The organism is Paenibacillus pinisoli (assembly GCF_003605435.1).
Classification (GTDB): domain Bacteria; phylum Bacillota; class Bacilli; order Paenibacillales; family Paenibacillaceae; genus Pristimantibacillus; species Pristimantibacillus pinisoli.
This window is the reverse complement of record NZ_QXQB01000005.1, coordinates 97,032-120,511: the sequence shown is the minus strand read 5'-3', so window position 1 is coordinate 120,511 and position 23,480 is coordinate 97,032. Positions and strand designations below refer to the sequence as shown.

The following is a 23,480-nucleotide window of genomic DNA, read 5'->3' as shown; positions in this document are numbered from 1 at the left end:
ATGGAGACAATCAAGAGAACGAAACCTTCCGGCATACGGAAGGCACTGCTTGTTATGCTTGCCGCGGCACTCATCACGCCGCTGCTTAGTCTCACTTCGCCGACTGCGGCACATGCAGCGGAATCCTATCTGCTGTCTCAAAACCGAACCGCCTACGCATCGTCAACCGAAAGCGGCATGACGCCAAATCAGGCTGTTGACGGGAATACAGGCACAAGATGGTCGAGCGCATGGGGCTCGGATAACGAATGGATCTATGTCGATCTGGGTGCGCAAGCAACGATTGACCGAGTCAGAATTCAATGGGAGGGCGCTTATGCAAGCGCATACAAAATTCAAACCTCCAATGATGAGATGAATTGGACCGACATTCATACGGTTGTAAATGGCGATGGCGGGATCGATGATCTGGCGCTCGCCGGTCAAGGCCGCTTCGTCCGCCTATTGGGACTGGAGAGAGCCCTTAGCGCATACGGCTATTCGATTTTTGAGTTTGAGGTATACGGTACAGGAGGCATCAATGAGCCGCCTCTGCAGTATGGTCCGAATGTAGCGCTCAATCGGCCGGTCATCGCTTCCTCCTATGAGCAATCCGCTTATTTGCCGCCAAATTCTACGCTACCGGCACATGCGACTGACGGCAATCCATCGACTCGTTGGAGCTCCAATCATACGAATAACGAATGGATTTACGTCGATCTAGGCAGCAAGCGCACAATTGGGCGAATCGTGCTCCAGTGGGAAGCCGCAGGCCGCGCTTATGACCTGGAAGTATCGGATAATGCCCTGAACTGGACTCCAATCTACAGAGAACTGTATGGAGCTGGCGGCAAGCAGGATATTCAAGTCTATGCCTCCGGTCAATATGTCCGGATGAAAGGCATTAGCCGCGCAACCAGCTTCGGCTATTCGCTTTTCGAATTTGAAGTGTACGACTATGTGGCTGGCCATCCGCAGCCATCGCATCCGATTCCGGCTTTGCCGCAGCGCAGCATCGTACAAGCGGGTGAAGGCAGCTACCTGACTAATGATATCGGCATGCCTCAGCCCCAGTACCCCAAATACAAAACATCAAATATCAATACGCCAATCGCCTCCAACGACTGGTGGCAGTCGATGCTGATCAAGCCGCTTGGCGATCCTATCATAACGCTTCCGCTGAAATCCCATTTTACCCCGCAAGGGCTCAGCATCCTGAATCCGGGCACCGGATGGATCGACAGCGCGGGCAACGCAGTGAACGCGGATGGACCGCCGGACCTGTATTTGATGGCGAACAATATCAACACATCCAAAATGTCCAGCCGCGTAACTGGCTATAGCGACTTTGCCGTAGATGCTGTGCTGAGCGACGACACTACGGATAAGATGAAAGTAACCTTCGTCAAAGGATCGCCGTATGTGTTCAGCAGCTTTAGCGACGCGAATTCGGTAGAGCTGTATTCATCCGTCATTACGCAAATTACAGATGGCAGCGGTGCGCCGATTCTTGCGACTGACGGAGCGACGTTCACCGGCGACCGGATCGGTATCCGAATTGATAATGCAGACGGCAGTCCGCAAGGGACGATTCAGACGAGATATTACGGCATGTTCGTACCTCCTGGAACAGTGTTCCAGAGGGCTGGCGCCAAGCTGAAGCTGCAGCTCGGAAGCGGCGGCCATTATGCATCGCTGGCTTCGCTGCCATCGGCATCGGCTCTTGATTTCTACTACCAGCACGCTTATGCGTTCGTGACGGACACGAGCGTAACGTACAGCTACAATTCTGCGGATGCTTCCGTAACAACGAATTTCGAGGTGCAGACGCAGCAGATGCGCAGCGGCTTCTCGAATCAGACGCTGCTTGCCCTGTATCCGCATCAATGGAAGTATACGGCCTCTTCGCTTACTGCCTATACGTATCCGTCGATCCGCGGTACGCTGAAGGTGCGCGAGGGCAATGCTTTTACAACCTCAGACCGGTTCTACGGCATGATTCCGCAGTTCACCGAACCTGACAATCCGGAATACTCGCGCGCGAAAATGAAAGAGTATCTGGATATACTCGATGAAGAGACCTCCGGCAATCTGATGGCGGCAGACGCCTACTGGCAAGGCAAGCGGCTGCATCCGCTCGCGATGGGGGCGCTGGCTGCCAATGAGATGGGTGAAATCTCGCTGCGGGATAAGTTCCTGAGCCGGATCAAATTGATTCTCATCGATTGGTATACGTACACGGACGGCGAGCAGGACTATTTCTTCTACTATGACCCTCATTGGGGCACGATGTACTACAAGACGAGTGAATTCGGCGCCAACTACGGCATCACGGATCATCATTTCACGTATGGCTACTACGTGTTCGCTTCGGCTGTGCTGGCAACCTTTGATGACGGGTTCCGCCAAGACTATGGGACGATGATCGATCATCTCATTCGCGACTATGCGAATCCGTCGGACAGCGACCCGCTATATCCGCGCTTCCGAGCCTTTGATCCTTATCAAGGCCATTCATGGGCTGGCGGATATGCAGACAATCCGAACGGCAACAACCAGGAAGCGGCTGGCGAATCGTTATTCGGCTGGGTTGGCCAATATATGTGGAGCTTGCTGACAGGCGACACCGCCAACCGGGATGCTGCTATCTATGGCTTCACAACGGAGCTGAATGCAATCGAGCAATATTGGTTCAACTATGACGGCGACAATTGGCTGCCGGAGTGGACTCACAAGTCGGTAGGCCAAGTATACGGCACATCATACTTCTACGGCACCTTCTTCAGCGGAGAGGATGAGCATATCTACGGCATCCACTGGCTGCCGACCAGCGAATACTTGACGAGCTATGCTTTCAATAAATCCAAGGCCGCTGAGCTGTATGCCGGCTTCGTAGCTGACAATGGCGGACCAGAGACGGATTGGCAGCATATTATATGGCCGATTCAAGCGCTCAGCGATCCGCAAGCCGTACTGGCCAAGTGGCAGACGACGGCGATGCAGCGCAACGAAATCTTCAATACGTATTGGTTCGTCAACAGCATGGCTTCGCTCGGCGAGAGAACAACCGAGATCTGGGCGACCGGTTGGAGCGGCGCTTCGGTATATAAGAAAAACGGGCAATACACGGCGCAAATTTGGAATCCGACAGCAAATCCGGTAACGGTCACGTTCAGGAACAGCTCCGGCATTACTGGCACAGCCGTGGTGGGGCCAAAATCTCTTGTATCCGTTAATCCGATGCAAAACACAACGATCGCTGACGATTGGGTGGAATGGGATGGAGGAGACGGCTCGAACGGCGAAAATCCAGGCGGGGAACAGCCTGGCGTGAATCTGGCGCTTAATCGCCCGATAACCGCTTCTAGCGTTGAAGGGCCTTTTGCTGCCAGCAACGCAGTGGATGGAGATCTCGGAACCCGCTGGGCATCCGAATACAGCGCTGCGCCGCAATGGATTGCTGTCGATCTTGGCAGCGAAAAAGCAATCAGCTCCATCAAGCTGACTTGGGAAGCGGCTTACGCCAAGTCATATAAAATTCAATTCTCTAATGACGGCTCTAACTGGAACGATGCCTATAGCACAACGACAGGGGATGGCGGCGTCGATGAGATTGCGGTAAATGGCAGCGCCCGTCATGTGCGGGTGTATGCGACAGAACGCGCTACGCCTTACGGGTATTCCATCTATGAGCTAGAGGTTTACGACGGGGGCAGCCAGCCATCGGAGTCGCTGTTGTCGCAAGGCAAAACCGCCGCTGCCTCCTCCATAGAGGTACCGTTTGCCGCGAGCTTAGCCTTCGATGGGGACAGCGGAACCCGCTGGGCCTCCCAGCTCGGCAGCGATAATGAGTGGATTAGCGTAGACTTGGGTCAGACGCGCACCCTTACCCGTATTGAGCTCAATTGGGAAACGGCGTACGGCAAATCCTATAAGCTGCAAGCTTCTAGTGACGGCTCGAATTGGACAGATCTGTACAGCACGGTAACCGGTCCAGGAGGATTGGAATCGATTGTGGTCAGCGGCAATGGGCGTTATGTACGGCTTACCGCGACAGAGCGCGGAACAGCATATGGTTATTCACTTTATAACTTCGGGGTATACGGCTACTAAAATGCAATACATGAGGCTTCAAACGACTGCATCGTTAATCGGTGCAGTCGTTCTTCGTTTTTTAATTAATGCAATTAAGTTTACATAAATATAATTATGAACACTATCTAAATCGAAAGACTGAAGAAGCCTTTGCTCATTTCCGCAAGAAAAGAAGACTGGTAGAGGGAACCAGTCTTTTTTCGCGGTTGCTATATATAGTTTCAAGAGTTATTTGCAGCAAAGCTCGGCAGGGAAGGGCGAACGCCACTCATGGCACGCTGCTTCGTTTCATCCAATACATGCGTATAGATCTGCGTCGTCGATATATCCTCATGTCCCAGCAGCTCTTGAACCGCGCGAAGGTCTACGCCGCTTCTAAGCAGATCCGTAGCGAAGGAGTGTCTGAGCTTGTGCGAGGAAAGCGGCATCCCCTTCAAATGCGGATAGTGCTCCTTCAACGCATCAAAGATCGTTTCTGTAATCGTCTGTACCATCCGTTTGCTAATGCGCCGTCCGAATTGCGATATAAAAAACGCATGCTCATCCTTTTTGTTGCGAGGTTCGATCCGCTCGCTGGACATGTAATGCTGCAGCAGCTCCAGCAATTCACGGGGAAGGGGGATGTAGCGCCATTTATCGCCCTTGCCGCGAACGCTGAGTGTTGTTCCGCTGAGGTCCATCGTATTCAGCTTTACGATCTCGCTGACGCGCAGGCCGGCGTACGCCATCAACGCGACAATCGCTACGTCGCGAACGCGATATTTGCCTCCGATCATTCCCATGCAGGAGTCCAGATACCGCTTCTCCAGAAAAGCAGGCTTGCGGTTTTTGTCCACCTTGGCTTTCTCGATATCCATGGCAGGATTGGCCGATGCCGCACCAAACTTGATCATCACTTTATAGAAGAGGCGGATGGCGGATTGGCATCGGTTGCGGTAGCGGGCACCCGCTCCGGATTCGCGCACCAGGGTAAGATGGTTCATAATGTCGATGTTCGTGACTTCTGTAATTTTCTTGCCCTCTATGTTGATCAGAAAATGCTTCAGGTCATGGAGATAAGCCGTCTGGGTATCCTTGGCATATTCCCGGTCTTTCATGTACATTTGGAACAATTGAAGCTCCCGCTCATACGATTCAGCTGAATAAGTCATCAAGTCACACCTGTTCTCGTTGTTTACAATCAAAGTTGCATTAAATATAGATTTAATGCAATTTTAACATACCTTTTTTACGGGCAAAAGGGGCTGTAATAGGAGTGAAAAGGACATTTCGTGACATAGCCCTCATTCCGTCACTTTAACATCCACTAACAGCTTGATGTTAGCTCCGCATGATTGTCTAAAACCAAACAATACCTGGAAACCGCTTTTAGAACACAGTTAAACTATCTAAAGAACAAGAACCCATTTTAAAGAATGGAAATGGAGAAATGCTGATTCGGGCAGAATTGAGGAGTAAAGGAGTATGAATTTATTTGCGGCCGAAATTAACGGATGGGATTCATGGGGCAAATTATATCAATCTATCCCTGCCTTTGAACCTTTGATAAAATGTATATTCGCCAAAGAAAAGCTTCAATTTACAAAAATAGAACATTGTACTCCCGGTACGAATGCTGTATTTAAAGTGGGAGATTATGTGATCAAAATATTTGCGCCGAAGGAATCCGACATAGACAGCACAACAGATTTTGAAACAGAATCATTCGCTATATATAGAGCTATTACGCTTGGTGTCTCTGTACCAAAACTTGTCACAAGCGGATATATACAAGACAACTACAGATTTTCATATATGATTATGGATTATGTCAATGGTACAGAAATAAATAGGTTAAATAAAAACCTTACTTTTGAAGAGAAGATTACTATAGGTCAGAGGCTGCGTTTAATAACTGATGCACTTAACACGCCTTGCCGTTTCTTTAATGGTATTGATGTTATCCACGATAAAGACAGGCAAAAAAAATGGGGGAAATATACAGAGCATTTCAGAAATGAACGGCTTAATTATATTCATTCTCATGATTTTGGAGAAAAAGTATTTGTTCATGGGGACATGAATGGCGATAACCTATTGCTTACCCATGATCAAAAGCTGTATATCATTGATTTTGCCGATGCCGTACTTGCTCCCGTTATCTATGAACATGCATTGATTGCGTGTGAATTATTTCAATTTGATAAAGCATTTATGACAGGCTACTTTGGCAATTACAATATTGATGAAATAACCGAACTTGTTTTTAACGGATTATTGATACATGACTTTGGCGGTGATATTATCGAACAACATGTAGGCCAGCTAAGTGAATTTGACAGTTTGAGTCAATTACGCGAACGGCTTTATTGGTCGATCAAATACAACCAAACAAATCCTTAGTCAGTATTCTTCAGTCGCGGTTTGCGCACCGGCTCGTCCACTTCGCCGCGCAGCAGGGCGATCTCGTGCTTATAAGGCGGATCGCTGTATTTCTTCTCGCCAATCGATGGAGTCTCCAGCAGCTTAGGGATATTGTTGAGCTGCGGATGATGAACAATGTATCGGAGCGCTTCAAGCCCGATATAGCCATGGCCTATGTTCTCATGGCGGTCCTTGTGGGAGCCGCGTGGATTTTTGGAATCATTGACATGAATCACTTTAATCCGCTCCACTCCAATAATCCGGTCAAACTCCTCCAGCACGCCGTCGAAATCCTCCTTCACCTTGTATCCCGCATCGTGGATGTGGCAAGTGTCCATACATACGGATAGGCGGTCATTATGCTTAACGCCCATCATGATGGCGGCGATCTCCTCGAAGGTACGGCCGCATTCCGTCCCTTTGCCCGCCATCGTCTCCAGGGCAATCTGCACATCCCGCTTCTCGGCCAAGACTTCATTCAAGCCCTCGATAATTCTTAGCAATCCGGGAACGGTACCCGCTCCGCCATGAGAGCCAGGGTGGACGACAATCTGATTCGAGCCAATATATTCTGTCCGCTCAATCTCCGATCGCAGAAATTCAACTCCGTGCGCAAAACGCCCGGGATCTGTCGTGTTGCCCAGGTTAATAATGAATGGGGCATGGACCACGATATGGCTAATGCCATGCTCCTTCATATGCGCATGCCCAGCCTCCACATTAAGCTCAGTTAACGGCTTGCGCCGCGTATTATGCGGAGCGCCCGAATAGATCAGGAATGTATTCGCGCCATAGGAAGCCGCTTCCTCACTGGCTTGAAGCAGCATTTTTTTGCCGGACATGGATACATGGGAACCGATTAATAAGGCCATATTGTTCATCCTTCGTCTCTAGTTTGTTCTTATTGTTGCCTAATCTTGGCTCCGGTAAGCAAGTTCAGAGCACTCTATCGGTTATTTGCAAATGGAGATAAAAGAGTAGCGGAGGACAAGCGCACATGTTACTGTGGAGATAGGATTGATAATGAAAACTCAACAGGAAAGCAGGGGGGTTGCATGCTGACACCAGTTACGCTTCAAGGAAAAATTGTACGGCTAGAGCCTATGACCCTCGAGCATGCGGGCGATCTGCTTGCCGCGGCTGTCCAGGATCGGTCAACCTATTCGTATACCAATGTACCGGAGAGTATGGAGGAGGCAGAGGCCTACATACAGGGTGCTTTGTCAGGGTGGAAAGCGGGCCGTATGCTGCCGTTTGTCGTTCGCCAGCTAGAGACCGGCCGGATTATCGGGTCGACGCGTTTTCTGGATCTGGACGTATTCAGCTGGCCACCGCCTTGGCCGCCAGGCGTTGCGAAAGGCTTGTCGCCTTCCGATGAAAACCCGCCAACCGTAGCGGAAATCGGCAGCACCTGGTATTCGGCTTCAGCCCAGCGGACAGGGGTCAATACAGAGTGCAAGCTGCTTCTGCTCACCCATGCATTCGAGGGGTGGGGTTCGGTTCGTGTGACGCTCAAGACGGATGCGCGCAATATGCGATCCCGAGGAGCGATTGAACGGATCGGCGCGTTGTTCGAAGGAATCCGAAGAGCTCATGTGCCTGCCAGTCATGGCGGCATAAGGGATACAGCCTATTACTCCATCCTGGCCGAGGAATGGCCCGCAGTTCGCGCTAATCTGATGGAACGGCTTCAACGAAGCTATGAGTAGCTTAGGATAGCGCAAAACACGGTAGGAGAACAATTGTTCTGTTTATGGATTTATATGACTAGGATAGCATCGCAAGTCCGCCGAATATGAAGAAAAAGCCGTCGCCTATGCGGCGGCTTTGTGCTGGAACGAATGCCTTCCTTTATCTATGTCTGAACGATCTGAGACAGCTCCATGAACGTTATGCGATGAGCTTGCGCTTCAGGTTCATAAACCAAGTACCTGTAAAGCGGGCTTGTTTCTCCCATTCGGCTTCACGAACTTTCCACAGCTGATGCGACACGTAGTCATTCATGAACATGGTTGCCAACTCCCTTTTCTCTTGTCATGCTTCCATTATGCGTCAAGATGGAAAGGAGAAAAAGTGTACATTGCCGCCTCACATTTTCCCCTTTTACAGACCAATGTGAAAGATGAATAAGAGAGCTGACAGGTTCAATCAGGAAGATAAATCGTAAGTAAGGTCATGGCGTTACAAAAAAGTACGCCCCGTCAAGCAAACCTAATGTGCTGAATTCCGCTTTTACGACATAATCGCCGACAGGCAGGTAGCCTACATTGAAACGATGCGTCGTGTAGCTGCTCTGATTCAAGCTAACGGTGTTGCTATACACCTCTGTCAGCTGATCGTTAGCACCCTTCGCATATACGGTTATGTAGGCATGGCCGTTGTAGTAGCTCCAGATGTCAATGCTTAAGGTTTGATTGCCGGATTGATATACAGATGCGGACCACTGCTCCGTATTGGCGGAAGCAGATGTGGCAAATGCGAATAGAGCTATCATAATGAGCAATACCGTTTTTTTCATCCCTTCACCTCCTTTCATTATGGATGTTGTCAATCTTAAACAATAGCCGCTCCGGACAAGGAGTTAAGCGGGAGCAACAGTTCATCATATTGCACATTGTTGAAGTTCATGCCTGGCATTCGTTAAGTTAAATCGGGAGGAGGCAGGGACCGCCAAAAAGCTTGTCCGGCTGTTCATCTAATGGGATTTGAGGTATAGTAGCTTAAATGAGCAAGCCCTCCTAAAAAACATTCCAACAAGGTGATAGACAATGACATCGTATGAACGCATCTTAACGATGGTCCCGCCATTTCCCTAGCTGCGCTCCTCCTATAACAGCCGTATAAACCATGCTTGTAGGAGGGCATATAGAGTGAAAAAAAGGGCAGTACCATCTTTATTGTTAATGATAGTTTTAGTCGCATTTCCGCAAATTAGCGAAACGATCTATACGCCGTCATTGCCTGATATCTCGGCTGCTTTCGGGGTAGCGAATACCTTGGTTCAAATGACGTTAAGCATTTATTTCATCGGCTTTGCGCTAGGCGTATTCTGCTGGGGCTGGATCTCGGACCTCATCGGCAGAAGACCTGCCATGCTGGCCGGGCTTATCTGTTATGGCATAGGCAGCCTGATGTGCTTGCTCTCGCCAACGATGGAGTGGCTGTTAGTAAGCAGGCTCGTGCAGGCCTTTGGCGCTGCGACTGGGTCTATTATTACACAGACGATCCTGCGCGAGAGCCTATCAGGGAACGAACGCAATACCGTGTTTGCCCAGATCTCGGCCGTCATCGCTTTTACACCGGCGGCAGGGCCGCTTATTGGCGGCTGGGTGGATCAGATTTGGGGATTCGAAGCCATATTCTTCGTTTTGGTTGCTTTGAGCGCAGGGCTGTTCGCCTATGCTTACACCAGCTTACCGGAGACGCATCCGCCGGAAGCCAGAGTGCGGGCAGCTGTATGGCCTGTATGCAAGAGAATGCTCGCCAAGCCGAGGGTCATCTCTTTTGCACTGCTGATCGGGGGAATTAACGGCATTCTGTTCAGCTATTATGCTGAAGCGCCGTTTATTTTCATCGGCTACTTTGGGCTTTCGCCAGGCTTATATGGCTTTCTAGGCATTATGGTTGCCTTAGCGTCAGCGGCAGGGGCAATGTGGTCAAAAGGATTATTGGCCCGTTATCGTCCGGAGACCATTATCCATCTCGGATTAGGCGTCATGACTGTCGGGGCATTGCTGCTCGTTATTGCAAATGCCGTCGTAACCGTTGATGATCTCTTGTTCTGGTCCATGATACTCTCATTGTTCATTATGCTGCTAGGCGCAGGCATGGCTTTGCCGAATTGCCTAAGCTTGGCGCTCGTAGATTTCCGTGATGTGGCGGGAACGGCAGGAGCGGTATTCAGTTCGGGCTATTATGTGCTCGTCAGCCTCATTACGATGGGGATGGGGCTGCTCCATAACGGAGCATTGATGACTATGCCGATTTATTTCATGGCATTAAGTATCGGAATGGCTCTGATCGGTTTGATCTGGATTAGAGAGAAAGCTTAATAGGCTTGGAGTATGAAATGATTGGAATGAGCGCCGGAGCGGGAGGCGCTCATTTTTTTATGCCTGCGCCTTTTTTACAAGATCTAAATTTTATGAGGAGAATTAAGACACAGTTAAGCTTCCGTTTCAATTGTCTTTAAGCCATGCTGTTACATTAGAGACTCACAGATGCGTTACAGGGAGGAATTGCTTATGAAGAAGCCGCTTAAAGTTGTGTTAATGGTACTGGGGATCATTCTGTTTGTCCTCATCGCATTATTAGTCATTATGTATTCCGTTAACGCGGTCAGCAACCGTTCAGAGAATGCCAAAATACAATCGTATGGCCAGCATGTTGCGGTAGACGGGAAAAACATGAATGTCCTTATTCAAGGAAGCGGGGAAGAAACGGTCGTGCTGCTGCCCGGATTCGCCACCGCTGCGCCTGGGCTTGACTTCAAACCGTTAGTAGACGAGCTCGCTCCATTCTATAAGGTTGTAGTCGTCGAGCCGTTCGGTTACGGATTAAGCGATATTACGGACAAGGAGCGCACAGCAGCGAATATTGCTTCCGAGATTCATGAAGCTCTTCAGCAGCTAAATATTGACCGTTATATTCTGATGGGGCATTCCATTGCCGGTATCTACAGCTTGGAGTACATCGACCAATATCGAGATGAAGTCAGCGCCTTTGCAGGGATCGATACCAGCGTTCCAGCACAAGGCGGGGGAGAGGAATTGCCGGTAGATGCCTTGAAAGTGTTGAGAGACTCGGGCTTGTACCGGTTACTGCTCAAGATATCGCCAGATCAAGTCATTGCGCCGGACGTTGATACTGAGACAGTGGAGCAAATCCGCATCCTTACTCACAAAAACATGTTTAATGACAGCATAACGAATGAAGCTAAGCGCTTTAACGATAACTTTAAAGCGATGGAGGCTAAGCGATTCCCAGCGGATTTGCCGCTTATATTGTTCCTCGTCAGCAATTCGACGGATGTAGAAAACTGGATTCCGATGCATGAGGAGCAGATTAAGGACTCCGTTCACGGAAAAATCGTAACGATCGACGGGACCCATTACTTGCATCACCAGCATTCCAAAGAAATCGCAGAGCAACTCAGAGCTTTTATGAGCGAGGCAGCAGCCAATTAACCGCCTTGAATGAACAAGCTTATACCGAGCGGACCGCATAATGCGGTTCGTTATTTTTTAACTACATAAAATTAATATCATAAAGTTTACGTAATTAAATTTATGTTATCATTTTATGGAATGAAGAGTTCTGGTAAAAAAAACCTCCAACGCCGCTGCTCAGCGACTAGTTGGAGGTTTCCTTGCATTATTCGTAAATGTCAGTGAGCAGCTTGCCGAGCTGCTCCATGGCTTCTTGCTCTTGTTCGCCGTCAATCTCAAGCGTAACCTCATCTTGTGCCGCTATGCCAAGCGTAAGCATGCTGAGCGAGCTTTTGCCGTTCACCTTTTTCCCTTTGTTTTCAACATTGATTGTGCAAGGGAAGGCGGATGCCGCCTGAACGAATGCTTTGGTGGGACGCACGTGGAATCCTGTCGGATTAATAATCGTAAACGTTTTGCTAATCATATCGCTTTGCCTCCTTAAGATTGGCTTCTAACGAAGTCTTGAATCTCATCCTGTGCAGCCATTGTTAATGCTTGCTCAGCCAGCTCCGACCAACGCTTGCGATCAAGTCCGCCGATCTGAGCTCTTGCCGGCAATATGGAGCTTGCGCTCATGCTGAATTCGTGGAGCCCAAGACCAAGAAGCAGGGGAATGGCGGACTCATCGCCAGCCATCTCGCCGCACATGCCGACCCATTTGCCTTCCTTGCGCGCCGCTTCAATGACCATGCGGACAAGGCGGAGGACCGACGGGTTGCATGGCTGATAGAGATAAGAGACCGTCTCGTTCATACGATCGGCTGCCATCGTATATTGGATCAAATCGTTGGTTCCGATGCTAAAGAAATCGACCTCTTTGGCGAACAGATCAGCGGATACCGCTGCGGCGGGAATCTCGACCATCATCCCGATTTCGATTGTATCGGATACAACAATGCCTTCCCCCTGCAGCTTCGCTTTTTCTTCTTCTAGAAGCGCTTTAGCGTCCCGCAATTCGCTTAACACAGCAATCATGGGGAACATTATCTTCAAATTGCCGTAGCTGCTTGCCCGCAGCAGCGCGCGCAGCTGTGTGCGGAATATGTGGGGTCGCTCCAGACATAAGCGCAGCGCACGCTGTCCAAGGAACGGATTCGCTTCCTTCGGCAATTCCATATAAGGGAGCTCTTTGTCGCCGCCGATATCGAGCGTCCGGATCACTACCGGCTTGCCGTTCATTTTCTCGAGCACATATTTGTAGCTGATAAATTGTTCTTCTTCTGTAGGCAGGGAGCTCCGGCCCATGTAGAGAAACTCGGTCCGGAACAAACCGATCGCTTCAGCGCCGTTATCGAGCGCCTTCTGGACATCCTCCAGCTTGCCGATATTCGCAGCAAGTTCTACACGGTGACCGTCAGCCGATAGGGAAGGGCGGTTCACCCACTTGGCCAGCTCCGCTTGCTGCCGGTCATATTGTTCCTTTTTGCCTGCAAACTCTTGCTTCTGATCTTCGCTTGGATCGAGAATAACTGATCCGCTGACTGCATCAAGCAGGGCCAATGTTCCAGTCTTAATGTCGCCACTTAATGTGCCAACGCCTACAATAGCAGGAATGCCTAGCGAACGCGCCATAATGGCCGAATGCGAGGTGCGGCTGCCAATTTCAGTAATAAAGCCTTTGACAATCTCCATATCCAGCTTGGCCGTATCAGATGGGGCAAGATCATTAGCTACTATTATGCAAGGCTCCGTTAGTTGCGATAGATCGGTCTGAGCAGCGCCGCTCAGATGTCTGATAATTTTGCCGGATACGTCGCTCACGTCAGCCGCACGTTCTCTCAGATATTCGTCATCCATTTGCTTCAGCGCTTCGATGAAGGAAGAGGAGGCTGTCTGTACGGCGTATTCGGCATTAATTGATTCAGTTTGAATCGCTTCGATTACGGCATCTATGAGATCGGGGTCCTCTAATATCATCAAGTGACCCTCGAATATTTCCGCTTTTTCTTCACCCAGCTTGGCTTTGACCGTGTCGCGGAGCTGCTCCAGCTCGGTTCGTGCACCCTGCAGCGCGACTTGAAGACGCTCGATTTCTGCTGCTGTATCTGCAACGGTACTTTCTTCAATGACGGGTTGACTGTTGCTATAGATCAGGATTGGCGCGGCGGCCATGCCTGGCGATGCGTTGATGCCGTGCAACAACCGTGTCATACGCGGTCACTCCTTTCCGTCTTCAAGGTTTCGTAAGCTTCCCGTACAGCTGCATGAAGCGGGTGATTCTCTGCAAGAGCCGTGAACTTAGTTACAGCAGAGGAAATCCCGTCCCGGCTTAATGCCTGTTGGATCTGTACGGCCTCAGGATCATCCTGATAGTCAAATAGCAGCGCTGCTGCCATTGCCCTTGCCAGGTACGGCGTTTCTATTCCGCGCTCAAAAGCCGCTAGGGCGGGCCTTACTAGTCTATCATTCGGAGATAGCTTGCGGATCGGCGAACGGCCCACACGAACAACCTCGTCCGTCAGATGCGGATTTCGGAACCGCTCCAGAATTTTTTGAATATACCTTGCATGCTCTTCCGCATTAAAGCCATATTGAGCTATTAGAGCGCTGCCTGTCTCGCGTAAGGCACCTTCTACTTGCGCCACAATAGATGGCTGCTTCATCACCTCTTGAATGGTGTCAAAGCCCCGCAAATAGCCATGATAGGCCGCACAGCAATGTCCGGTATTCACGGTAAACAGCTTGCGCTCAATGTAGGGCAGGAGTTGATCCGCATAGTGCACGCCTGGAATCTCGATATGATTATAGGGCAGGGAAGAGCGATCTACAACCCACTCATAATAGGGCTCGACAAGCACCTTCAGCCGATCCTCATGCTGTTGCAGAGGAACAATGCGGTCTACAGCAGCATCTGGGAAGAACGCCATGCGGCTAGCCTCTGCTTGCTGCTGCTCTGTTAGATGCCCATAGACAAGCGATTGCAGCTGTGTGCTGCCGCCAATGGCATTCTCGCAAGCGATGATTACTAACGGGCTGCCCCCTTGCTCTAGCCTACTTGCGATGCCAGCGGCAATTGTGCCCGCAATATGCTGCAGCACATTTACGCCTACTGCTGTTGTGACCAGATCGGCTGAGGCAATCGCTTCGGCTACTCGTGATTGGTCGCTGCCATGAATGGCGGTGACATGGTCTACTGTAAAGGTTTGCTGCTGATCGCCGGCATACACTACGGAGTATTGCTTACGCTCCTGAAGAAGCCGCACAAGCTCTTGATCCACATCAACAAATGTGACTTCATACCCGGATTGAGACAACAACAGGCCGATAAAGCCGCGCCCGATGTTGCCTCCGCCAAAATGAACGGCCTTCATGATTCCATACCTTCTTCGAAGATGCGAAGGAGTTCTTCTTTGCTGGAAGCGTTCAAGATTCGCTCCATATCATCTTCATCCGATACAAGCACAGCAAGGCTGGACAGCAGGTCCAGATGCTCGTCGCCGACAGCGGCAAGGCCGATAACAAGGCGGGCCGCTTCGCCGCCGAAGTCGACTTCGCTTGCAAGGACAACTACAGAGATGCCAGTCGATTGAATCAGGCTCTTGGAATCATTAGTGCCATGGGGCATAGCCAGGCCGCCGCCCAGGTAGGTAGAGGAGACCTCTTCACGTTCAATCATCTTGTCTACATACGCCGGCGGCACATGGCCTGCATCGACCAGCAATTGGCCGGCAAGGCGGATCGCTTCGAATTTATCGGCTGCGGTTGCGTTCAAGATAATGGTGTTAGTTGTCAGTATGCTCATGTTGATTCTCTCCATTCCAATTTGGATTTCATGTATATCTCTAGTTGGCGGGACATGAAGGAGCGGATCTTCTCCGATTCTCCTTCGATCAATAGCTGGTTCATCTCGGACTGCAGCAGCATTGCGCTAATCTCGCTAAGCAGCTCCAATCCAATCCGGTTAAGCCCTGCAGGAGCAAGCATGATCAGAAACTGCGTGGCGATTTGCCCTTCCTGATCATTAAGAAGAAGAGGCTCATGCAGGCGGAACAACGATATCATTGGCTTTGCAACAAGCTCGCTGCGAGTATGGAACATCGCGAGGCTCGTATCGGGTATGAAGACGCTGCCTTGTTGCTCACGCTGGATGAGCAGATCGGCAATCGCATTGGCGTGCTCCTGTCCGTGGTCCTGAAGCATAATCGGCAGCGCATCCTTCAGAAGCTGCTCAAGCCTTGGCGAGCGCCCGCTGTCCAATTCATAGACATGGAACGTCTCTAAAATCATGACGGTCTCCATCGCATAACGGTTGAGCAAATTAAGCCGCTGCCAAGCATCCTGCTGCTGCTCCTCATGAGCCGCAATCTCAGGTGTGAAGGAGAGTTCGCGGATATGCCCTCGCAGCCGTTCAGCTTCGTCTTTGGTCAGAAGGGGACTGAGCTTAATGTAACGGTCCGGCTCAATAGGCAAATCCACCGTAGAAATAATCAAGTCATATTTCTCACTCGGCATGCGGGATGCTTCATACCAGGAGTAGTGGCCAAGCAGATCGACTTGAGGGACTTCCTTCACGATACGAACGGCTAGCAGCTTGGAGGAACCGATTCCGCTCGTGCAGACCAGCAGCGCCCTTACTTGACGGGGGACCAGCTTCCAGCGTTCGATGGCTGCTCCGAAGTGCATCGCCAAGTATCCGGCTTCTTCTTCGGGGATAACGATGTCGGGCCATGCTTTGGCTGCGCTGCCAATGGTTGATTCCAATAGGGATTCGTAATCGTTTTTGATCTGCGCAAGCAGGGGGTTCCGAATCGTCTCACCTTGTTGCAGTCGCTCAAGCGCATGGCCCAGATGACTGATTAAGCCTTCAAGCAGCGTTCGATCCTTGTGAAAGGGAGTTCCCGATTCTTCTTCCATCAGGCGAATAAGTGAAATCGCACGCTCAGCGAGACCGAGTCCATATTGCTCCAACAGTGCAGATGCGCTGCGCCTTTCTTTTTCTTTGGCCTGATCCAGCAGCGATTGCATATATATAAGCTCTTCATCAGGCAATTCATCGATGCCTAGGGAAGAGGCGAGGGCATTCAGCTTTTGCTTGCTTTCTTCGCTAAGAATGACAGAGGACATACGGCTCGTTGATGAGATCAAATCTCCTTTTTGGATACGGATAAAGGCCACAGAGAGCCGAACAAGAAGCCGGTTATAATCGGCTTCTCTTAAGCGCCTGACCCAATTCTCATCCAGCTGCCATAAGGTGCGTTCAACTGAAAACAAAGCATCGTGGCCAACGAGCTTCAGCAGCTCGTGAGTGGTGGGCCAAATCTCTTTCCGGGATAATGCGCCCAAAAAATCATCTATATATTCCTCCGCCAGCTTAACGATAAAATTGCGGCGGTCAGATTCTTCGCCGGTTATCTCGATGCCGTAACCGCGTCTGCGAACCAGGGCAAGACCGCTGCTGGCCAACGACGACTCCAGCTCCTCCAGATCTCTGCTGACAGTTGGGATTGCAGCTTGAACCTCGCTTGCAAGGGAGAAGAGCTTGATCGGCTCGTCATTGCTGAGCAGATGGCACAGAATAAGCACCTTGCGTTCTTCCGGCGAATACGTCTCGGTATCGGATCTCCGCAGTTGTTCCTGGAACTGGCCAAGGCTGCGCTGATCGCCCATAAGCCTGATGCCTGAGCCGGATTTCCTCACCAGAGCAAGATCGTAACCGGCCAATACCGGATCCAGGATTTGGAGCTCGCGATGAACTGTTCTGGAGCTGATGCCAATCATTTGGCCCAGCTGTTCAGCTGTCATTTCGTCCTGCCGGCTAAGCAGCAGCTCCAATATTTTGCGCTGTCTATTGGATACTTTCATAGTCCGGCGGCCTCCTTTACGGAAAATTAACGTAACGCGGGCGTTCATAGACGCCAGCGTTACGGATTCTTATTATGTGCCTAAACGGCTTACTAACTCGTCGTACTCAGGGCTTTTCAAGAAATCATCGATCGAGATATGCTCCGCTGCAGGGACCTTCAGACGCGCACGGTCTGTCAGCGTCTTATGGGTAATGACGATATCCGCGTCGCCAGGAAGATCATTGATCGCCGTGTTGATCACCGTTACATCGATGCCGGCTTTCGTCATCTTCTTGCGCAAGATCGAGGCGCCCATCGCGCTTGAACCCATGCCTGCGTCGCAAGCAAATACGATCTTTTGTACATTCTGTGCAGTTCTTGGCGCAGCTTCTGGAGCAGGCGTTGCAACTGCTGCTGTACCTTTGGATTGAGCTTTCATTTCTTTCATTTTAGCCTGTGCGGATTCCAGGTCTTCTTCGCCGTCCTTCTGCTTGGATGTCTTCATCAGCAGGGCAGCCACGAGGAACGATACGACCGTTGCTACAACAACGCCGCTAAGCATCGGCAGCCAGCCGCCCTTAGGCGTCATGGCAAAGTAAGCGAAGATGCTGCCCGGTGAAGGGGTAGCAACAAGGCCTGCGCCGAACAGGACAAAGGTGAATGTACCGGCAACACCGCCGGCAATCGCTGCCAGAATCAGTCTTGGGTTCATCAAGATATACGGGAAGTAAATCTCGTGAATACCGCCCAAGAAGTGAATGACAACCGCGCCTGGAGCGGATTGCTTGGCAGCACCGCGTCCGAACAGCCAGAACGCGAGCAAGATGCCAAGGCCAGGACCCGGATTCGATTCAAGCATGAAGATGATCGATTGTCCAGCCTTTGTCGCCTGATCCAGTGCGATCGGACCTAGCACGCCGTGGTTGATGGCATTGTTCAGGAACAATACTTTAGCCGGCTCGATAATGACATTCGTGAGCGGCAGCAGTCCCGCGTCAATCAGCCATTGAACGCCGTTCGCGAGTCCTTTGCTGATCATCTCAACGACTGGTCCGATGCCTTTGTATGCGCCGAGCGCCAGCAGACCGCCGATAATGCCGGAGGAGAAGTTGTTGATCAGCATCTCGAATCCGGAAGGAATTTTGCCTTCAATCGACTGATCGAACTTCTTAAGAATCCATGCGGCCAGCGGACCGATAATCATGGCTCCCAGGAACATCGGTATATCCGAGCCGACAATGACGCCCATTGTAGCTACAGCGCCGATGACACCGCCCCGCGTGCCATGGATCATCTGACCGCCCGTATATCCGATCAGAATCGGAAGGAGATAGGTAATCATAGGTCCGACGAGCGCCGCCAGACTTTCATTCGGGAACCATCCCGTTGGGATGAATAGGGCAGTGATCAAGCCCCAAGCAATAAAAGCGCCGATATTGGGCATAACCATGCCGCTCAAAAATCGTCCGAATTTCTGAATGGCAACTTTGGCTCCGCCTTGTTCGGAAGCTGATTGCTGTTGTTGACTCATGATCAGTTAACCTCCTTGTAGGGTTTATAAATCAGTAGGGTTTCTTAAATCTGTAGTCATCATAATACGTAAGCGTTTTCAAATTCAATCAAATGAAAAGCAGCTTTCGTCATGAAAGCTGTTGACAACATGTTATGATGACGCAATAAATAGCATGAATAATTTTGAATGAAAGCGCATTATAGCAGCATTGTGCAGTTGTTGTTGATAAGGTCGAATCAAGCTAAAAAGTCTATTATTATTTATAGATATAATAACAACGCTCGCAATGGATCAAAGTTCATATTTTGTTTATATTTGTATTATTTCATATTTACAGTAGATTTTTATAAAAAAAAGTTGATTTCTGATATTCAAAGGTTTCACAAAATATGCTAGAATTAATTACAAGAATTAATATTTTAAGGAAAGTCATTTATTCATAGAACAAATATACTTTTCAACATACTTACGTTTATGTAATTCGATTCATTTAAATCGTTCTTAGTTCGATATGTATTTAATTGATGGTTTTATGAATTGTGTAATAAATATTTATCCGTGGGTGGTGTGTCTGTGGAAAATGTCTTTAAAAATCCCTCATTAAATTATTTAAGCTGTAGGAAGATACAGCTTTACAACCATCTGCTTCAGAATGGAATATCGATTGAATATTTCTACTACAATGCGCTCGAAAGCTCAGACAACGTGTTTACGGAAATCATAATTAACCGAAAACGAAAATGGACTTTCTCCTCAAATTTGCCAAATAGTTGGGAAGCATGTGGAATAGCAGCATATTTCCTTCCCTTCGAAAAGTTAATCAACGTTAAAGAAATACTAAACGACCTATTAATTCATCATACTTCAGTGTTTATTTGGGTAGATAACAAACACGTTTCTCACAATCTTAATTTAGACCCGAACTTGAATCACTCCCTCCAGATAGTATCGAGTATAGATGATCACACATATTTGATCGATGACATTCCAACTATTCAAGGAATCTCTTACAACTTTCACGAAATAGAATTATGTTGCGACAACGCCAAGCCTCACAAGAAGTATCTGTATTATTTGGATTTTCATAACTACGAGATAAATACTGAGGTTGTTAGTCGATTCGAAGAGCTTCTGGTTCGATTTATTCATAGTTATGAAGATAAACTATCATTCTATGATTATTTAGTTGATTTTTTCAGTTCTGAAGATGCCATTGAGTCCAGACTTGACGAACTGTTTCCATATTTGGATGATGCGTTCAGCATAATTGCCGGGTCTAGACACTTATTTGCAAAGTCTTTGGAAGCATTCGAGATAAATAAGTTATATCCACAATTATATATAGAGATATCAAAACGGGTTGAAGGATTAAAACTATCATTAGCCAAGGCAAACTTGAAAGGGGAAATCTCGAGGCAACACTTCGTTCATCAAGTTTGCAGAATAAAGACGATGGAGTTTGATGCAATAAATATATTAAAAAATGGAGATGATCATTTACTAAAAATCAATTCCTATCAGCTTCAAAAAGTGCGTCCAAAACCCATTCTCCTTGGATCCAGCGATTCGACATTGAAAATCGGTTGGGAAGAACAACTCGACAACGTTTGGTCCAATTCATATGAAGTTTTCAAAAATGGGGCACTGGTTGGGACAACAGCCTCGCGATATTTTGTAATCAAAGGCGTTGAACCCAAAAATACATACGAAATAGCGGTGAAAGCCAAAGATATTTTTGGTCATAAAAGTGAACTTAGCGAGGCTTTGCATGTCTATTTTGATCCACAAGAGAATAATAATCTTGCTTTATTTAAAGAAGTATTTTCTTCGTCGGACGAAAATACTTTTTTCTGCAAAGAGAGTATCGTCGACGGTAAACTTGACACAAGATGGAGCAGCAACGCGGATGAAGCTATCGCTTGGATCTGCATTGATTTCAACAAGGTAATAATATTTTCCAAGATTATCTTGCATTGGGAAGCCGCATATGCGAAAAAATACAGATTGCAAACATCATATGATTCTAGCAACTGGGTCGAAATCTATTCCAATGGTGAGGGGGTTGGCGGTAAAGTGACTATTAATGTTCACGGAGAAGGAAAATACTTGCGTATTTATTGTGAGGAAAAAGGAACGCCTTTTGGGTACTCCTTGTGGAATATCTCAGTATTCAAGTAGATATCCTATTAGCTAAGCCAAGATCCGTCGCCACAATATTCAGTGCAGTACAGAATCATTTGATATATTGCTCAACTGCGGACTCGGCAAATCATCGTCTACCGGATTACCTTGTCTTTCTCGATTGTGTCTGGCTTCGATCCGGTTTGGTTTGGAATGTTAAGAGTACCGTATAATTTTTGTGCTTACCTCGGAAGTTTTAGGGTTAAGGTATCCGCGGTGGTTAGCTTGAATTTGAGTATAGTGACAGTCGTTTCCCTATGTCTCGTATGGTCTCAGTTGTCTATTCAACTTACACATTTACGTCTTCCGTTATTTTGTGCTACCAAATCAGTAATGGCATTTGCTGATTACGACTACGAACTAGTTTTGCAATGGAGAGGATTTTTGTTTGTCCTTACTGCTTTTATCCTTGGAACTTTGTGTGGCATAGGAGGGCAACTTTCTGGACTTGCTTAATGAGTCGGTTCATAACCCGGACGTAATTCTGCAAGTGTTGCATCTGTCATTTACGTTTATTATTGAGATGCCTATTGCGGGGAATATGATGCTTATTGGTGTTTGTTTCTTCTTTTATGCCGGTATTTTTAGAGAGTACATTATTATAAAAAAAGAGATAAGGAGAAGAGTAAATGAATCAAATAATAGACTATCGCAAGTTCTGTCATGACCAAAAACTCGAAATGAACTTAGATGTACAAATTATTACTGAGGTAACTGGATTGAACGATAAAGAACGATATGTTTGTCTAACATTTGATGATGGGCCTAGTATTGAATATACTCCTCAAATTCTTGACATCTTAAGAGAACATAATGTTCATGCTACTTTTTTTGTTCTAGGCGAATTTGTAAGTTATTTTCCAGAGGTGGCTCGAAGGATTATTGAAGAGGGCCATGAAATCGCTAATCATACTTTTTCACATCCCGAATTGCATAACCTCTCTCAATCAGAGCTCCTATCGGAACTGCTTCGGACAGAAACTGAAATTGCTTCTGTTATAGAAAATGAGAAGTGTAAATTATTCAGACCTACCTACGGAGTCTTTTCTGCTGATACAGTAGAGAATGTTCGAAAATTGGGATATAAGTTTGTATTATGGTCGAGAACTATGTTAGTAAAAGATTGGGAACTACCGGGCGTAGATATTATGGTTAACACAATAACTCGACATTTGAAAAACGGTGCAATTATTCTGCTTCACGACGGTGGAGGAAACAGAGATCAAACGGTACAAACAATAAGGGAAGTAATACCTGTTATACTTAAAAAAGGTTACAGTATTATAACGGTTAGTGAATTACTCAATTTATCAACAACAAAGGGGAATTCATCAGAATAATCATATTCCCTAGTAGGTTCAATATTACCTGATACTTAAAGGCTTCTATCGCAAAGTGTAGCCAATTCCCGAATTTGACGCTCTTCAATAGCGATTGAATCCGTGCTAACGCGTGAAGATGAAAGCAAAAACCTCTGATCACGACATGTTAGATAATCGATGATTCTCTACTGTCAACTGTGAGGTGAATGTAAAAATCAGCTCCACCCAATTTAATGTTTTTTTTCGACGACGTATGCAGGGCTCGCCTTGGTTGGTGCGTCTTTTTCCCATACACAATTGCCGCAACGTCTTAATCGATTTGTCGTGAAGAGAATGGAGTATCCGATACATTGAAACTCGATTGTCATGAAGAGTTATCTCAATCTGCTTTGACAAGGCATAGCGATTTCGATCATGCTCTTACGCAAAGATTCAGTGTATCAAACATGTATAGGCATTCGAAAAGTGCCATCGAGCATTACTATTCGTTAGCGTCTAGACGCTGAAGTTGCTAATTGTAATCTGCCGGCAAGATCCGCAACGTAAATGTCGCGGCAACCGGGGGCATCAAGGGTAAACATACCTTCATTTCGCGAGGCTTTGACGTATCGCTTTTGACAACTCTGGTACGGACAAAGAAAGCGTTTCTTACGTATAAGGGAACTTTCGGCAACACTCCGATCTTCGATTAACTTAGCCGAGAAGGGTATCACATAAAAGTTCAGCTTTGTGAAGGCAGTGCACATAAAGACGGTAGATTTTCTTGCGAAACAATTCATTACGCTCGTCGGTACAGAAAGGCTTTGATAACCACCTGCACCAACCATAGGCAGCCGATCGATCGTTGGAGAACGACTGCCTAGTTTCCGATCAAGCCAACTAGTTCTACGTCCCGCATATCTTTATCGGTCGAGTTATCGAGTTATTAAACGAGGAACAGGCAGATTGCCGAACTTGAGAAGGCAGGCTACAAGTATCTTCGTCATCCGTAAAT

Annotated in this window: 16 protein-coding genes; 7 read left to right on the top strand and 9 right to left on the bottom strand. The window is 48.1% G+C overall.

All coding sequences use genetic code 11. From position 1 onward, the window contains the following. Complete coding sequence (locus D3P09_RS21450) at positions 1–4,092, top strand: discoidin domain-containing protein (protein ID WP_120113473.1); 4,092 nt, start codon at positions 1–3, stop codon at positions 4,090–4,092. Between the two features lie 203 nt (positions 4,093–4,295). Here D3P09_RS21450 and D3P09_RS21445 read toward each other — a convergent pair whose 3' ends face one another. Then, positions 4,296–5,225, bottom strand: coding sequence for a tyrosine-type recombinase/integrase (locus D3P09_RS21445; protein WP_120113472.1), 930 nt, complete (start codon positions 5,223–5,225; stop codon positions 4,296–4,298). A 313-nt stretch (positions 5,226–5,538) separates the two neighbouring features. On the opposite strand from D3P09_RS21445, the gene D3P09_RS21440 reads away from it, so the two are divergent. Beyond that, positions 5,539–6,456 (top strand): aminoglycoside phosphotransferase family protein, encoded by a 918-nt coding sequence (locus tag D3P09_RS21440; protein WP_120113471.1) that lies wholly within the window; start codon positions 5,539–5,541, stop codon positions 6,454–6,456. Here D3P09_RS21440 and D3P09_RS21435 read toward each other — a convergent pair. Beyond that, on the bottom strand, positions 6,453–7,349 hold the full coding sequence (locus tag D3P09_RS21435; protein ID WP_120113470.1) for a deoxyribonuclease IV: 897 nt from the start codon (positions 7,347–7,349) through the stop codon (positions 6,453–6,455). The two genes, D3P09_RS21440 and D3P09_RS21435, sit on opposite strands and share 4 nt — an antisense overlap. Positions 7,350–7,532: 183 nt before the next feature. Here D3P09_RS21435 and D3P09_RS21430 point away from each other — a divergent pair, with 183 nt between their 5' ends. After that, the gene (locus D3P09_RS21430) at positions 7,533–8,186 is read left to right on the top strand and encodes a GNAT family N-acetyltransferase (protein ID WP_120113469.1); all 654 of its coding nucleotides are present in this window, start codon (positions 7,533–7,535) and stop codon (positions 8,184–8,186) included. 464 nt (positions 8,187–8,650) lie between these two features. On the opposite strand, the gene D3P09_RS21425 is transcribed toward D3P09_RS21430, so the two are convergent. Continuing rightward, a complete protein-coding gene (locus tag D3P09_RS21425) occupies positions 8,651–8,995 on the bottom strand; it encodes a hypothetical protein (protein WP_120113468.1) in 345 nt (114 codons plus the stop codon). 352 nt (positions 8,996–9,347) lie between these two features. On the opposite strand from D3P09_RS21425, the gene D3P09_RS21420 reads away from it, so the two are divergent. Both D3P09_RS21420 and D3P09_RS21415 read left to right on the top strand, forming a co-directional pair. Then, on the top strand, positions 9,348–10,529 hold the full coding sequence (locus tag D3P09_RS21420; RefSeq protein WP_120113467.1) for a multidrug effflux MFS transporter: 1,182 nt from the start codon (positions 9,348–9,350) through the stop codon (positions 10,527–10,529). A 192-nt stretch (positions 10,530–10,721) separates the two neighbouring features. Further along, entirely contained in the window at positions 10,722–11,663 is a 942-nt protein-coding gene (locus D3P09_RS21415) for an alpha/beta fold hydrolase (protein WP_120113466.1), read from the top strand. 187 nt (positions 11,664–11,850) lie between these two features. Here the strand turns inward: D3P09_RS21415 and D3P09_RS21410 are convergent, their stop codons facing one another. The 6 genes from D3P09_RS21410 to D3P09_RS21385 form a co-directional block, all read right to left on the bottom strand. Then, positions 11,851–12,111, bottom strand: a complete 261-nt coding sequence (locus D3P09_RS21410; RefSeq protein ID WP_120113465.1) for an HPr family phosphocarrier protein — start codon at positions 12,109–12,111, stop codon at positions 11,851–11,853. A 14-nt stretch (positions 12,112–12,125) separates the two neighbouring features. After that, positions 12,126–13,838, bottom strand: coding sequence for a phosphoenolpyruvate--protein phosphotransferase (ptsP, locus tag D3P09_RS21405; protein ID WP_120113464.1), 1,713 nt, complete (start codon positions 13,836–13,838; stop codon positions 12,126–12,128). After that, the gene (locus D3P09_RS21400; protein ID WP_120113463.1) at positions 13,835–14,998 is read right to left on the bottom strand and encodes a mannitol-1-phosphate 5-dehydrogenase; all 1,164 of its coding nucleotides are present in this window, start codon (positions 14,996–14,998) and stop codon (positions 13,835–13,837) included. Before D3P09_RS21400 ends, ptsP begins: the two co-directional genes overlap by 4 nt. Continuing rightward, complete coding sequence (locus tag D3P09_RS21395; RefSeq protein ID WP_120113462.1) at positions 14,995–15,429, bottom strand: PTS mannitol transporter subunit IIA; 435 nt, start codon at positions 15,427–15,429, stop codon at positions 14,995–14,997. The genes D3P09_RS21400 and D3P09_RS21395 overlap by 4 nt, the downstream gene beginning before the upstream one ends. Then, complete coding sequence (locus D3P09_RS21390; RefSeq protein WP_165867532.1) at positions 15,426–17,489, bottom strand: BglG family transcription antiterminator; 2,064 nt, start codon at positions 17,487–17,489, stop codon at positions 15,426–15,428. The genes D3P09_RS21395 and D3P09_RS21390 overlap by 4 nt, the downstream gene beginning before the upstream one ends. Before the next feature lie 72 nt (positions 17,490–17,561). Continuing rightward, on the bottom strand, positions 17,562–19,001 hold the full coding sequence (locus tag D3P09_RS21385; protein WP_120113460.1) for a PTS mannitol transporter subunit IIBC: 1,440 nt from the start codon (positions 18,999–19,001) through the stop codon (positions 17,562–17,564). Positions 19,002–19,556: 555 nt separating this feature from the next. On the opposite strand from D3P09_RS21385, the gene D3P09_RS21380 reads away from it, so the two are divergent. Further along, complete coding sequence (locus D3P09_RS21380) at positions 19,557–21,161, top strand: discoidin domain-containing protein (RefSeq protein WP_120113459.1); 1,605 nt, start codon at positions 19,557–19,559, stop codon at positions 21,159–21,161. Between the two features lie 632 nt (positions 21,162–21,793). Next, complete coding sequence (locus D3P09_RS21375) at positions 21,794–22,504, top strand: polysaccharide deacetylase family protein (protein WP_120113458.1); 711 nt, start codon at positions 21,794–21,796, stop codon at positions 22,502–22,504. Positions 22,505–23,480 lie beyond the last annotated feature (976 nt).

Bases quoted from the DNA above. Each gene is read 5' to 3' on its own strand.
- D3P09_RS21450 (WP_120113473.1), top strand. From the start codon at position 1: ATGGAGACAATCAAGAGAACGAAACCTTCCGGCATACGGAAGGCACTG.
- D3P09_RS21445 (WP_120113472.1), bottom strand. From the start codon at position 5,225: ATGACTTATTCAGCTGAATCGTATGAGCGGGAGCTTCAATTGTTCCAA.
- D3P09_RS21440 (WP_120113471.1), top strand. From the start codon at position 5,539: ATGAATTTATTTGCGGCCGAAATTAACGGATGGGATTCATGGGGCAAA.
- D3P09_RS21435 (WP_120113470.1), bottom strand. From the start codon at position 7,349: ATGGCCTTATTAATCGGTTCCCATGTATCCATGTCCGGCAAAAAAATG.
- D3P09_RS21430 (WP_120113469.1), top strand. From the start codon at position 7,533: ATGCTGACACCAGTTACGCTTCAAGGAAAAATTGTACGGCTAGAGCCT.
- D3P09_RS21425 (WP_120113468.1), bottom strand. From the start codon at position 8,995: ATGAAAAAAACGGTATTGCTCATTATGATAGCTCTATTCGCATTTGCC.
- D3P09_RS21415 (WP_120113466.1), top strand. From the start codon at position 10,722: ATGAAGAAGCCGCTTAAAGTTGTGTTAATGGTACTGGGGATCATTCTG.
- D3P09_RS21410 (WP_120113465.1), bottom strand. From the start codon at position 12,111: ATGATTAGCAAAACGTTTACGATTATTAATCCGACAGGATTCCACGTG.
- ptsP (WP_120113464.1), bottom strand. From the start codon at position 13,838: ATGACACGGTTGTTGCACGGCATCAACGCATCGCCAGGCATGGCCGCC.
- D3P09_RS21400 (WP_120113463.1), bottom strand. From the start codon at position 14,998: ATGAAGGCCGTTCATTTTGGCGGAGGCAACATCGGGCGCGGCTTTATC.
- D3P09_RS21395 (WP_120113462.1), bottom strand. From the start codon at position 15,429: ATGAGCATACTGACAACTAACACCATTATCTTGAACGCAACCGCAGCC.
- D3P09_RS21390 (WP_165867532.1), bottom strand. From the start codon at position 17,489: ATGAAAGTATCCAATAGACAGCGCAAAATATTGGAGCTGCTGCTTAGC.
- D3P09_RS21385 (WP_120113460.1), bottom strand. From the start codon at position 19,001: ATGAGTCAACAACAGCAATCAGCTTCCGAACAAGGCGGAGCCAAAGTT.
- D3P09_RS21375 (WP_120113458.1), top strand. From the start codon at position 21,794: ATGAATCAAATAATAGACTATCGCAAGTTCTGTCATGACCAAAAACTC.